Source organism: Cryobacterium sp. M96 (assembly GCF_002929845.1).
In the GTDB taxonomy this organism is placed as follows: Bacteria; Actinomycetota; Actinomycetes; order Actinomycetales; family Microbacteriaceae; genus Cryobacterium; species Cryobacterium sandaracinum.
Genome location: NZ_PJJS01000039.1, coordinates 48061 through 61319, shown reverse-complemented (window position 1 = coordinate 61319; position 13259 = coordinate 48061). Strand labels below are relative to the sequence as shown.

The 13259-nt window shown below is 68.7% G+C and carries 9 protein-coding genes; 7 read left to right on the top strand and 2 right to left on the bottom strand.

The window, feature by feature from the left end; all coding sequences use genetic code 11:
- Positions 1–47: 47 nt before the first annotated feature.
- The 5 genes from CXY79_RS04800 to holA all read left to right on the top strand — a co-directional run bounded on the left by CXY79_RS04800 (position 48) and on the right by holA (position 8849).
- Positions 48–1544, top strand: coding sequence for an anthranilate synthase component I family protein (locus CXY79_RS04800; RefSeq protein ID WP_104100008.1), 1497 nt, complete (start codon positions 48–50; stop codon positions 1542–1544).
- Positions 1545–1622: 78 nt separating this feature from the next.
- Positions 1623–4205 (top strand): leucine--tRNA ligase, encoded by a 2583-nt coding sequence (gene leuS / locus CXY79_RS04795; protein WP_104100007.1) that lies wholly within the window; start codon positions 1623–1625, stop codon positions 4203–4205.
- 100 nt (positions 4206–4305) lie between these two features.
- Positions 4306–5025: a helix-hairpin-helix domain-containing protein gene (locus CXY79_RS04790; RefSeq protein WP_104100006.1), complete on the top strand. Its 720-nt coding sequence runs from the start codon at positions 4306–4308 to the stop codon at positions 5023–5025.
- A gap of 267 nt (positions 5026–5292) precedes the next feature.
- Positions 5293–7764, top strand: coding sequence for a ComEC/Rec2 family competence protein (locus CXY79_RS04785; RefSeq protein ID WP_104100005.1), 2472 nt, complete (start codon positions 5293–5295; stop codon positions 7762–7764).
- A gap of 41 nt (positions 7765–7805) precedes the next feature.
- Complete coding sequence (holA, locus tag CXY79_RS04780; protein ID WP_233191251.1) at positions 7806–8849, top strand: DNA polymerase III subunit delta; 1044 nt, start codon at positions 7806–7808, stop codon at positions 8847–8849.
- Positions 8850–9205: 356 nt separating this feature from the next.
- Here holA and rpsT read toward each other — a convergent pair whose 3' ends face one another.
- Both rpsT and CXY79_RS04770 read right to left on the bottom strand, forming a co-directional pair.
- Positions 9206–9469, bottom strand: coding sequence for a 30S ribosomal protein S20 (rpsT, locus tag CXY79_RS04775; protein ID WP_104100003.1), 264 nt, complete (start codon positions 9467–9469; stop codon positions 9206–9208).
- Positions 9470–9587: 118 nt separating this feature from the next.
- Complete coding sequence (locus tag CXY79_RS04770; protein WP_104100002.1) at positions 9588–10334, bottom strand: alpha/beta fold hydrolase; 747 nt, start codon at positions 10332–10334, stop codon at positions 9588–9590.
- A 423-nt stretch (positions 10335–10757) separates the two neighbouring features.
- Here CXY79_RS04770 and lepA point away from each other — a divergent pair, with 423 nt between their 5' ends.
- Positions 10758–12605, top strand: a complete 1848-nt coding sequence (gene lepA, locus CXY79_RS04765) for a translation elongation factor 4 (protein ID WP_104100001.1) — start codon at positions 10758–10760, stop codon at positions 12603–12605.
- A gap of 4 nt (positions 12606–12609) precedes the next feature.
- Positions 12610–13257, top strand: a complete 648-nt coding sequence (locus CXY79_RS04760; RefSeq protein WP_104100000.1) for a DUF1990 family protein — start codon at positions 12610–12612, stop codon at positions 13255–13257.
- Positions 13258–13259: the final 2 nt, after the last annotated feature.

Here is a 13259-nt window from a genome sequence, read left to right as displayed (position 1 = left end):
GCAGATCGCTGCACTCCGGGGAGAATCAGGGCACCTAGGCTGGGAGTGTGACCGGGCCGACTCAGAGCATCCTCCTGCCCGAGTGGTGGGATCCGGCCCGCGTCTTCGACACCCTCTACCGCAACAGCCCGTACGCGTTCTGGTTGGATGCCGGCAACGGCGCCGAAACCGGCCTCAGCTATCTTGGGTCTGCGTCGCCCGAGTCCCGGTTCGTCACCGCCTCGGTGCCGGAGGGGACCGTGACGGTCTCGGTCGCCGGCGATCCGTCCGTGCCGGGCCACCTCTCACCCGGGACGATCTTCGAGTTCCTGCGAGCGGAGCCGGCCGGCTTCCCCGACGATGCCACCGAGGATACCGGCACCGACGATACCGGCGGCTTTCGGCTGGGCTGGGTGGGCTGGCTCGGTTACGAACTCGGCGCCCAGACCCTCGGCACGCCCGTGCACGACTCCCACTACCCGGATGCCGCCCTGCTCGAGGTGCACCAAGTGCTGGTGTTCGATCACGCGGCACGCACGGTCAGGGCGCTCGCTCGCCGCGCTTCCGGCGACGCGATGGATGCCCCGCAGGTGTGGGCCGATGCCGTGCTCAAGGCTCTCGCCACGTCGGAGCCGCCGCCCGCAGCATCCGCGACCCGGCCGGTCACGTGGCCTGTCGGCCCCGCTGCCGGCCCCGTTGCCGCTGCCGGCGCAGCCCGGTGGCGGCATGACGTGCACCACTACACCGAGCTGATCGAGGAATGCCAGGCGTTCATCCGGGCCGGTGACGCCTACCAGCTCTGCCTCACCAACGAGATCCTGGTCGACGTGCGGCCGCATCCGGTCGACGCCTACCTGGCGTTGCGCGCCGGCAGCCCCAGCCACCACGGCGGGCTGCTGCGTTTCGGGGACACCGCCCTGCTCAGCGCCTCCCCGGAACAGTTCCTGACCGTGACCCCGGGCGGCCTGATCACCACGAAGCCGATCAAGGGCACTCGGGCGCGCTCCCGGATGGCCGACCGGGACCGCGAGCTCCGCGACGAGCTCGAGGGCAGCGACAAAGAGCGCGCCGAGAACCTGATGATCGTCGACCTGATGCGCAACGACCTCGGCCGGATCGCCGAGCTCGGCAGCGTGCAGGTCACGAACCTGCTCGCCGTGGAGAGTTACGCGCACGTGCACCAGCTGGTCAGCACGGTCGAGGCGCGCCTGGCCGCGGGGCTGACCGGCGTGGATGCCGTTGCGTCCTGCTTCCCCGCCGGGTCCATGACCGGGGCACCCAAGATCAGTGCGATGACCATCCTCGACGCCCTCGAGTGCGGACCGCGCGGGCTCTACGCCGGGGCCTTCGGCTATCTGGGGCGAAACGGCGCGGTCGACCTGGCCATGGTCATCCGCAGCATCGTGCTCAGTCCGGACGGGGCCTCCATCGGCACGGGCGGCGGCATCACGGCGCTGTCCGATCCGCTGGAGGAGATCGAGGAAACCCGACTGAAAGCGGCGGCGCTCCTGGCCGTCCTCGGCGTTCCTCGATCCGGAGCCGCCACGGGCCAGGGCCAGGTTTAGTAACCTAAGAGCTTGGACGCCGCCTCCGCGCGGCCCTGTGCCTGCTGGCGCAATCCCCACTGCAACGAAGAGAGTCACGTGGCACACGAGTACGACCACACCCGCACCGGCCAGGACAGCGAAGAAAAAGTTTACGATTTCGCCGCCATCCAGGCGAAGTGGCAGCCGATCTGGGAAGAGCTCGACCCCTTCCGCACGAACGATCCCGACGACGTTCGTCCGCGCAAGTACGTGCTCGACATGTTCCCGTATCCCTCCGGCGACCTGCACATGGGCCACGCCGAGGTCTACGCGCTCGGCGACATCGTCGCCCGGTACTGGCGTCAGCAGGGCTTCAACGTGCTACACCCCATCGGCTGGGACTCCTTCGGGCTGCCCGCGGAGAACGCCGCGATCAAGCGCGGCATCGACCCGCGCGGCTGGACCTACGACAACATTGCGCAGCAGAAGAAAAGCATGAAGCTCTACGCGGCATCCTTCGACTGGTCCCGCGAGCTGCACACCAGCGACCCTGAATACTACAAGTGGAACCAGTGGCTGTTCCTGCAGCTGTACAAGAAGGGCCTCGCCTACCGCAAGGACAGCTGGGTGAACTGGGACCCGGTAGACCAGACCGTCCTCGCCAACGAGCAGGTGCTCGCCGACGGCACCTCGGAGCGCAGCGGCGCCGTGGTGGTCAAGAAGAAGCTCACCCAGTGGTACTTCAAGATCACCGACTATGCGGACCGCCTGCTTGACGACCTGAACCAGCTCGAGGGCACCTGGCCAGCGAAGGTGCTCAACATGCAGCGCAACTGGATCGGCCGCTCCATCGGCGCCGACGTGGACTTCGTGATCGAAGGCCGAGAGGAGCGCATCAGCGTCTTCACGACCCGCCCCGACACCCTCTACGGCGCGACCTTCATGGTCGTCGCCCCCGACGCGGACCTCGCCGTCGAGCTGGTCGCGGATGCCTCGCCCACCGTCAAGGAACGGTTCCAGGAATACCTGGTACAGGTTCAGAACAGCACCGAGATCGAGCGTCAGGCAACCGACCGAGAGAAGACCGGCGTGTTTCTCGAGCGCTACGCGGTCAACCCGGCCAACGGCGAACGCCTGCCGATCTGGGCCGCGGACTACGTGCTCGCCGACTACGGCCACGGTGCCGTGATGGCGGTGCCGGCCCACGACCAGCGCGACCTCGACTTCGCCCGCCGTTTCGACCTGCCCGTGGTCGTGGTCGTCGACACGACCGCCGCGGTCACCGGCATGATCCCCGTGATCACGCAGGACATGATCGACGGCACCGAGGAGCTCACCTCCCTCGACCCGGCTCGCACTGGCATCGCACTGACCGGGGAAGGCCGCCTGATCAACTCGGGCGCGCTCAACGGCCTTAGCAAGAACACCGCGATCAAGCGCATGATCGAGCAGTTGGCCGCCGACGGTACCGGCCGCGCCGCCAAGAACTACCGTCTGCGTGACTGGCTCATCTCCCGTCAACGCTACTGGGGCACGCCGATTCCGATCATCCACGGCCAGGACGGCGCCGAGATCCCCGTGCCGGAAGACCAGCTTCCCGTGTTGCTACCGCCCACCGACGGCCTCGACCTCAAGCCCAAGGGCACGTCGCCGCTGGGCGGCGCGGCCGACTGGGTCAACGTGCCCAACCCGATCGACGGCACCCCCGCACGCCGCGACGCGGACACCATGGACACCTTCGTCGACAGCTCCTGGTACTTCCTGCGCTTCCTGAACCCCACCGACGACACGAAGGCGTTCGACCCGAAGGAAGCCGAGAAGTGGGCGCCCGTCGACCAGTATGTCGGTGGCGTCGAGCACGCCATCCTGCACCTGCTCTACGCGCGCTTCATGACCAAGGTGCTTTTCGACCTCGGCTATGTCAGCTTCACCGAGCCGTTCACGGCTCTGCTGAACCAGGGAATGGTCATCCTTGACGGGGCCAAGATGTCCAAGAGCAAGGGCAACCTGGTCTACTTCACCGAGGAGGTCGACCAGTTCGGCGTCGACGCGGTACGGCTCACCATGGCTTTCGCCGGACCGCCGGAAGACGATATCGACTGGGCGGATGTCTCGCCGGTCGGCTCCGCCAAGTTTCTGGCCCGCGCCTGGCGCGTCGCCCGCGACGTCACGAGTACGCCCGACATCGATTGGAGGTCCGGCGACGCCGGTCTCCGCCGGGTCACCCACCGCTTCCTGGCCGATGCGCCCGGCCTGGTCGAATCGTTCAAGTTCAACGTGGTCGTCGCCCGACTGATGGAACTCGTCAACGCCACCCGCAAGGTGATCGACACCGGCGTCGGCCCCGCGGATGCCGCGGTGCGCGAGGCCGCGGAGGTCACCGCCATGGTGCTCAACCTGTTTGCTCCGTACGCGGCCGAGGATATGTGGCAGCTCCTCGGCCATGAGCCGTGTGTCGCCCTCGTGCAGTGGCGCAAGGCCGACCGAACCCTGCTCGTGGAGGAGTCGGTCACGGCCGTCGTGCAGGTCGACGGCAAGGTGCGCGACCGCATCGAGGTGTCCCCGAAGATCTCCGGCGACGAGCTGGAACGCCTCGCACGTACCTCGGCCGAGGTCATCCGCCGGATCGGTGACCGCGAGATCATGAACGTGATCGTGCGCGCGCCGAAACTCGTCAGCATCGTCACCCGCGGCCAGTAGCACCGCCTGCCTCGCCTCCCCAGGGCGGCACCTCGCGGCGCCGCCCACAGTGTACGGCCGTCCGCTGGGGGACCGGCACCCGTCGGCTTAGCCTGCGGGGATGGAGCCTGACCCGGTAATCGCGGCACTCGACCGCCTGGCCCCGAGCGCGCAGGGGCGCGCCCCTGCGCGCGTGCGCATCGGGGTGGGCGCAGCCGTCGTGCTGTTGATATTGGCGTTGGCCACCGCGGTAATCGTGTCCGCGCTCGGTCAGCAGGCCGGGCACCAGGTGGTGTCCCCGGCGCACCCGACCGCGGGTTCGGGTTCCGGTGGAGCCGACAGCGGCCCGGACCCGAGTTCCTCGGGGGCAGCCTCGGCATCCGGTGCCCTCATCTTCGTTCATGTGCTCGGCGCCGTGCGGCGTCCCGGTCTCTTCGAACTCTCCACCGGCGCCCGGGTGATGGATGCCGTGGCCGCCGCCGGCGGGCTGACCGAGACCGCCGATCCGGCCGGCACCAATCTCGCTCGCAAGGTCAGCGACGGCGAGCAGCTCTACCTGCCCCAGCTCGGCGAAGTCCCCGAGGGACCGCCGCCGGGCAGCGGTGCATCCCTCGGCGGCGCATCCGACCCAGGTGGCGGCGGCCCGGCGGTCCTGGTCAACCTCAACACGGCCAGCCTGGCCGACCTCGACACCCTGCCGCGCATCGGCCCGGCCATGGCCCAGCGCATTCTGGACTTCCGCGACGCCAACGGGCCGTTCGCGGCCGTCGAGGACCTGCGCAATGTCACCGGTATCGGTGAGAAGACGTTCGAGGGGCTCAAAGCCCTGATCACCGTGTGAGAGTGGCCGTGAACGGAGGGTGCCTGAAGTCCTGACGCATCGGTGCGGCGAGCGTATCCGGTGCTTGAAAACTGACCGACTGGCGGCAATGGGCGCTGTCGGCGGCCTGCTCGCGGGCTGAAGCGTGTCGTTTTTCACGAGCCGCTCCGTCGCCGCGGACCGGTGGCGAGGTCACCGGGCACGCCTCCACACCCCCGGTCCCGCGTCAACCGGGCACAGATTCCGGTGGCCACCGGGGGGAGCCGCGGGCGCACCTAGCCTCCCGGTATGGATTTTACGCGCGACATCGTAGCTCGCCGCCCGGATCACGGCATGACCGGGCTCGACCTGCGCTTGGTTTTCCCCGCGGCGACCGCCTGGCTGGCGGCCTGGTTGCTCATCGCCTTCCCCGGGTGGGCACCCGGCGCTCAGGCCGCGTTATGGGCCGCCGCACTGGGCGTGGGTCTGGTTGTGGCGCGTCGACTGCTCCGCGCCCGGGGGGTGTCGGCCTGGGGTGTCGGCCTGGTCTGTTGCGCTGCGGCCGCGCTGATGGCATCCGCGGTCACGGTCGCTGCGCCCGGGCGGCTGCCGGAAACCGTGCGGGAGAGCGCCGCCCGGCAGGAGTCAGTGACCGTGCTCCTCACGGTGGCGTCAATCCCGGTGCAGACCCAGTCGTTCGGTGCTCCCGCACTCTTCGGCCCGGCTGGCTCTGACTCCGGAGCGTCCGCCCGGGTGCGCTTCCGCGGCACCCTGACCGGGATCGACCAGGGCGAGGTCGCCCGGAAGGGTGCTGGGCGGGGTCTGTCGGTTCCGGTGGTCGTGTTCGCGGAGACTGCGAGCGGACAGACGACCGCGCTTCAGATCGGCAGTGTCGTGCGGCTGGACGCCACCCTTCGGCTCACGGCGGCCGGGGATGCGGCATCCGCCCTGGTGTTTGGGCGTGGTCCGCCCGAGCTCCTCGTGACACCACCCTGGTGGCTCGGCTGGGCCGGGGAACTGCGCACCCTGTTCACGACCGCCGCGGGCGATCTGCCCGGCGACGGCGGTGACCTGCTGCCCGGCCTGGCCATTGGTGACACGAGCTCGGTTGAGGCAGACCTCGACGCGGCCATGAAGACGAGTTCGCTCAGCCACCTCACGGCCGTGTCTGGAGCGAACTGCGCCGTGGTGATCGCGGGCGTCATGCTGCTGACCGGGTTTCTGGGACTGCGCCGCGGCATCCGGATCGCGATCTCGCTCCTCACCCTGCTCGGGTTCGTGGTGCTCGTGACGCCCGAACCCAGTGTGCTGCGTGCCGCTCTGATGGCGACGATCCTGCTGCTCGGGATTGCCTCCGGTCGGCCGGGCCGAGGTGTGCCGTTGCTCGCACTCGTCGTGATCCTACTGCTGGCGGCCGACCCATGGCTGGCCCGCAGTTACGGGTTCGCTTTGTCGGTTCTGGCCACGGCCGGCCTACTCGTGCTGGCCGGGCCGCTGACCCGAATGCTGCATCGGTGGCTGCCCACCTGGCTCGCCGCCGTGATCGCCATCCCGCTGGCCGCGCAGTTGGCCTGTCAGCCGGTGCTCGTTCTGCTCACTCCCACCCTCCCGCTCTACGGGGTGCCCGCGAATCTGCTGGCCGGTCCGGCAGCCCCGGCCGCCACCGTCATCGGTCTGATCGCGTGCCTGCTCTTGCCCTGGCTGCCCGGTGTCGCCGGGGGAGTGCTCTACCTGGCCTGGCTGCCGGCCGCCTGGATCGCGTCGATCGCCCGAACATCCGCAGAGCTGCCCGGCAGCCGCCTACCCTGGCTGGGCGGCCCGCTCGGTGTTCTCGTGACCGTTCTACTGACGGTGGCCGCGGTGGCGCTGGTGATGCGGGGCCGGGGGCAGGTTCGGGCGCGCTGGCCGATCGCGGCGATCGCGGTGCTGGTTCTCGCCGCCGGAAGCTACGCGGGCAGCCTGATCGGGGCAGGCGTCGGCCGGGCCGTGGCCTTCCCCGCGGACTGGCAGATCGCGGCCTGCGACATCGGGCAGGGTGATGCGGTCGTCGTGCGCGACCGCGACCGGTACGCGCTCGTCGACGTGGGGCCCGACCCGGCCCTGCTCGCCGACTGCCTCGACACGCTGGGGATCGACCGAATCGACATCCTCGTGCTGACCCACTACGACCTGGACCACATCGGCGGGGTCGCCGCCGTGATCGGCCGCGTCGACACGGCGCTGGTCGGCATCCCGGAGAACGCCGACGATGAGCGACTGCACGATGCCCTCGCCGCGGGCGGTGCCGAACTGCGGGGCGCTGCCCGCGGCGACACGGGCACCCTCGGGGAGCTGCGCTGGGAGATCCTCTGGCCGGTGCGGGGCTCAGCGGTGATGCAGACCGGAAACGAGGGGAGCGTGACGATCGGATTCGACGGTCGCGGCATCCGTTCCCTGTTCCTCGGGGATCTCGGCGAGGAATCCCAGGACGCGCTCAGGCGCAGCTCCAGCCCGGGCGAGGTGGATGTCGTCAAGGTCGCCCACCACGGGTCGGCAGACCAAAGCCCGGAGCTCTATGCCGATCTTCGGGCAACGGTGGGGCTGATTTCGGTAGGCAGGGAGAACGGCTACGGCCATCCCACCGACACGGTCCTGGACATTCTTGCGGCCGCGGGCACACTGCCCCTCCGCACCGATCAGCAGGGACTGCTGGTGATCGCTCCGGGGCCAGGTGGTGGTGCGCTGACGGTCTGGAGCGAGACCGTGCGGAACGAGACCGTGCCGGACACCGACCCCGGATAGTCTTAATGGATTCCGCACAGCCTCAATCGAAGGAACCCCGAGTGGCCGCACGCACAGCTTCATCCGGCCGGACCGCGCCCCGCGCTGTGCCGAAGTCGGCCGCCATCCCGCAGCTGGCCTGGCACCAGGTGCGGCCGGCGCCGATCATCCTGGTCTCCGGAACCGAAGTGTTCCTGGCCGAACGCGCGATCCGCCAGCTGCGGGACTTCCTCAAACTCGAAGACCCCAGCCTGGAGATCAGCGACGTGCAGGCCGACAGCTATGCGCCCGGCGAACTGCTCACCATGGCCAGCCCGTCCCTCTTCGGCGAACCGCGGCTGATCCGCGTCAGCTCCGTCGAGAAGTGCAGCGACACGTTCCTCGCGGAGGCCCTGGACTACCTGCAGAACCCGGCCGAGGACACCTACGTCGTGCTCCGGCACGGCGGCGGCGTGCGCGGCAAGAAGCTGCTCGACACCATCCGTTCGGGCGTCGGCGGCGCCATCGAGGTCGTCTGCACCGAGCTGAAGAAAGACTCCGACCGGCACGACTTCGCCTCCGCGGAATTCAAGACGGCCGGCAAGCGGGTCACTCCCAGCGCGCTGCGGTCCCTGGTCGCCGCGTTCTCCGGCGATCTGGCCGAACTCTCCGCGGCCTGCCAGCAGCTCATCGCCGATGTCGGCACCGAAGTGACCGAGACGACCGTGGACCGCTACTACGGCGGTAGGGTCGAGGCCAACGCGTTCAAGGTAGCCGATGCCGCCATCGCCGGGCATCAGGGGGAGGCGCTCGTCATCCTGCGCCACGCCCTGTCCTCCGGCGCCGACCCGGTCCCGGTGGTGGCCGCGTTCGCCATGAAGATCCGCACCATGGCGAAGCTCTGCGGGGTGCGCGGCGGCTCGGCCCAGCTTGCCTCCCAGTTCGGCCTCGCCCCCTGGCAGGTCGAGCGGGCCCAACGTGACCTGCGCAGCTGGTCCGACGAGGGTCTCGCCCGCTGCGTCGTGGCGCTGGCCGAAACGGATGCCGCAGTGAAGGGTGCCGAGCGCGACCCCGTCTTCGCTCTCGAGCGGCTCATCGGTGTGATCGCCCGCCGCGGTGAGAGCTGACCAGACCCGGCTTTCGCGCGCCTCTTTACCCTCGACGGTGAGCTCCGCGCCAGGGAGGGGTCGCTCACTGTGGTGCGCGCCGACTGATGCCCGAACTGAGAGGTGTGGGCCTGGGCGGACTCGGCGCGCACGACACGATCAGCGCGGCGAGCGGCAGATAGGCGACGGCTGCCAGGACCGCCGTCAGGGCGATGCTGCTGCGCCTGACCGGGCCCGGCCGTGATGAATTTCAGGTGACCGGTCCCCGACGGTTCGAGCCTCTGCCCGGATACACGAAAGCCCCCGCCGAGATGGCAGGGGCTGTTGTGTACGCCGGTCAGGGCCGGTGAACGATCCTGATCCCGGTCGGGCGCAGACTAGACGAGGGCGTTGACCGACTTCGCGATCGCGGACTTCTTGTTCGCGGCCTGGTTCTGGTGGATGACGCCCTTGCTGACGGCCTTGTCGAGCTTTTTCGAGGCAACGGCGAGGCTGGCAACAGCCTTGTCCTTGTCGCCCGAGGCGATCGCCAGGCGCGTCGCGCGGACAGCGCGCTTGAACTCGCTCTTGACCGACTTGTTGCGCTCCTGGGCCTTTTTGTTGGTGCCGATACGCTTGATCTGCGACTTGATGTTTGCCACGTTTATACGCTTTCGTTAGATTCTTTTTCGGATGGGCCGCTTGGCGGTAGAGGGCGCCGTACGGCAATTATCGTGTGGGGTGGGACCCAACACGCAAGCCAACAGGCAACGATACCAGTTATTCGTTCAGGTCGACAATCGGCCCGGGCCAGTCGATCGCAACCTCCGTGAGGATGCCGCTCAGCACCGCGGCGAAGCGTTCCGGTTGGGCCAGGCTGACGAGGTGCGACGCCCGGGGGACGATCACGAGGCGCCCGTCCCGGCAGGCGGCGAGGAAGCGGCGCTCATGCAGCCGGAACTGATCCAGAGAACCGTTGACCAGCCACACCGGGCCGGGATAGCGAGCCAGGCTGTCCAGCGGGCGGAGGCTGCCGGTGGCGCCGAGCCCGGCATCCATCACCGTCAGCGGCACACCGCCGGCGAGCGTGTCGGCGGCCCCTGCCGATGGGAGGAGCACCCGCACGAGTGTGGTGTGGAGCCACAGTCCCTGGTCGGGCAGTCGGCGGATCAGCCGGGCCAGGCCCCGGTAGGCGTCCAGCAGCCAGCCGGCCGGGAGCGCGCAGCTTCCCGCGGCGACCAGCCCGGCCACCTTCTGCGGGTGGCGCGCGGCGTACTCGATGGCGTAGTAGCCGCCGAGGGAGAGGCCGACCAGCAGCACCCGGCCGCCCAGAGCAGCGACGCCCTCGTCGATGGCGGCCAGGGCGCCCGCCACGGTGAACGTTTCGTCCATGCGGGCGCCGTGCCCCGGCAGATCGATCGCGAGTGCCGGATGCCCGGCCTCGCCCAGCATGGACAGCTGTCGTCGCCACATGGTGCCCGACGTGCGGATCCCGTGCACGAAAAGAACCGGGACGGCGGGTGTCATTCATTCCTCCTGGTGAGCAGCCGCACGAGAGGGTGACGACGATACCGATGATAGACATCAGGGAGTAGCCGCACCAGATCAGCAGTGACAGCACCCGGTTCGCGTCAATCACTTCTGGCTCTTCCGTGGGTGAGTGCTCGGCCGGGCGCTGCGTCTGTGGCCAACTCAGGACATCCGTCGCACGGGTGGCCGGGCCACCGCGGACCAGTGCGGAACCGGTGCGGATGTCCGGCCTCGCCCGGTCGGATCTCCTGAATTGGCCACACTACCCGCCGAAGAGCCACGGCAGTGGTTCACGGCAGTGGTTCACGGCAGTGGTTCGCTGCGAGCCGCCGGGCGCGGCCGTTCCCGCGCGCAAGCCTGGAACGATGCGCGGCAACGGCGAAACCGGGACCCAGCCACCTATGGGAGAATTGCAAGACCATGTCACCGAGACCCCTCACGGCGCTTGAACCGGCCGCCACCCCGCCCGAGTTCATCCGCAATTTCTGCATCATCGCCCACATCGACCACGGCAAGTCCACGTTGGCCGACCGGATGCTGCAGATCACCGGCGTCGTCGATGACCGTTCGATGCGCGCCCAATACCTTGACCGGATGGACATCGAGCGCGAGCGCGGCATCACCATCAAAAGCCAGGCCGTTCGTATGCCGTGGGAACTCGACGGGCAGACCTACGCCCTGAACATGATCGACACCCCCGGCCACGTGGACTTCACCTACGAGGTGTCTCGCAGCCTGGCCGCGTGCGAGGGAGCAATCCTCCTCGTCGACGCCGCCCAGGGGATCGAGGCGCAGACCCTCGCCAACCTCTACCTGGCGCTGGAGAACGACCTCACCATCATCCCGGTGCTGAACAAGATCGACCTGCCGGCTGCCGACCCCGACAAATACGCGAAGGAGCTCGCCAGCCTGATCGGTGGCAGTCCCGACGACGTGCTCCGGGTTTCCGGCAAGACCGGTGTCGGTGTCGCCGAACTCCTCGACCGCGCCACCCGCCTCATCCCGGCCCCGGTCGGCGACCCGGCCGCCCCGGCCCGCGCGATGATCTTCGACTCGGTCTACGACAGCTACCGTGGCGTCGTCACCTATGTGCGCATGATCGACGGCAAGCTGGGCCCGCGCGAGAAGATCCAGATGATGTCGACCCGTGCCACGCACGAGATCCTCGAGATCGGCGTCACCTCGCCCGAGCCCACCACCAGCAAGGGCCTCGGCGTCGGCGAGGTCGGCTACCTGATCACGGGCGTGAAGGATGTGCGCCAGTCGAAGGTCGGCGACACGGTGACCACCGCGCTCCGCCCCGCCACCGTCGCCCTTCCGGGCTACACCGAGCCGAAGCCCATGGTCTTCTCGGGCCTCTACCCGATCGACGGCAGCGACTACCCGGCCCTCCGGGAGGCCCTCGACAAGCTCAAACTCTCCGACGCGTCCCTCGTGTACGAGCCCGAGACATCCGTCGCCCTCGGTTTCGGTTTCCGCTGTGGTTTCCTCGGGCTGCTGCACCTGGAAATCATCACCGAGCGGCTCGACCGGGAGTTCGGCCTCGACCTGATCACCACGGCGCCCAGTGTGATCTACGAGGTCACCACCGACGACAAGAAGTCTGTCACGGTCACCAACCCGAGCGAGTTCCCGAACGGGAAGATCGCCAAGGTCGAGGAGCCGATCGTGAAGGCGGCCATCCTCGCACCCAAGGACTACGTCGGCGTGATCATGGAGCTCTGCCAGAGCCGCCGCGGCACCCTGCTCGGCATGGACTACCTCGGCGAGGACCGGGTCGAGATCCGCTACACGATGCCGCTCGGTGAGATCGTGTTCGACTTCTTCGACAATCTCAAGAGCCGCACCGCCGGCTACGGCTCGCTCGACTACGAACCCATCGGCTCTCAGGAGGCCGACCTGGTCAAGGTCGACATCCTGCTGCAGGGCGAACAGGTCGACGCGTTCAGCGCGATTGTGCACCGCGACAAGGCCTACGACTACGGCGTGCTGATGACGGGAAGGCTGCGCAAGCTCATCCCGCGCCAGCAGTTCGACGTGCCCATCCAGGCCGCGATCGGCGCCCGCATCATCGCCCGCGAGTCCATCAGTGCCATCCGCAAGGATGTTCTCGCCAAGTGCTACGGCGGCGACATCTCCCGCAAGCGCAAGCTGCTGGAGAAGCAGAAGGAGGGCAAGAAGCGCATGAAGATGGTCGGCCGGGTCGAGGTTCCCCAGGAGGCGTTCATCGCCGCCCTGTCCGGTGACGAGCCCCCGAAGAAGAAGTAGACGGATGCGCCGCGCCACCTTCACCGATACCGCCGTCACCTACGCGTCCATCGGCGGCACCCTCGCCCCGGACTTGCTCCGGTTCCCACCCAAGGGCTACCGGCCCCTCGAGCGCACCGTGCGCCTTGGCAGCGGTGAGGAGCGCTTCCAGCTGGCCTCGAAGTCGCTGATGACCTGGGGCGTGCAGCGGGGGAGCGGAATGACCGTCACCGACCTGCTGGACGGCACCGGCCAGCAGTACACGGGACTCGTCTTCGACGCCGACGGCCAGGCCGCCCGCGACCAGAAGCCCGAGCCGGACGAGGCCGTCTTCGCCGAGGACGGCACGCCCTACATCGTCAACGGCATGTCCGCGCACCTCACGAGCAAGTTAGGCCCCTTCACCATCGACGCCCCCGTGCGCGTGGTCTACGTGATCGATGAACCCGACCGCCTCGGCTTCGCATACGGCACCATGGCCGGGCACCCGGCCAGCGGCGAGGAATCGTTCATCGTCGACAGACGCGAGGACGACTCGGTCTGGCTGACCATCCGCGCCTTCTCCCGCCCCGGCAACTGGTTCTACCGGCTGGGCTGGCCGTTCGTGCGGCGGCAACAGGCCAAAATCACCGCTCGGTACCTACGCGCGCTGCATCCGATCGGCGCGGTCTAACC

Excerpts from the sequence above, each read along its gene's own strand:
- CXY79_RS04790 (WP_104100006.1), top strand. The coding sequence starts at position 4,306 with ATGGAGCCTGACCCGGTAATCGCGGCACTCGACCGCCTGGCCCCGAGC.
- CXY79_RS04785 (WP_104100005.1), top strand. The coding sequence starts at position 5,293 with ATGGATTTTACGCGCGACATCGTAGCTCGCCGCCCGGATCACGGCATG.
- CXY79_RS04770 (WP_104100002.1), bottom strand. The coding sequence starts at position 10,334 with ATGACACCCGCCGTCCCGGTTCTTTTCGTGCACGGGATCCGCACGTCG.
- lepA (WP_104100001.1), top strand. The coding sequence starts at position 10,758 with ATGTCACCGAGACCCCTCACGGCGCTTGAACCGGCCGCCACCCCGCCC.
- CXY79_RS04760 (WP_104100000.1), top strand. The coding sequence starts at position 12,610 with ATGCGCCGCGCCACCTTCACCGATACCGCCGTCACCTACGCGTCCATC.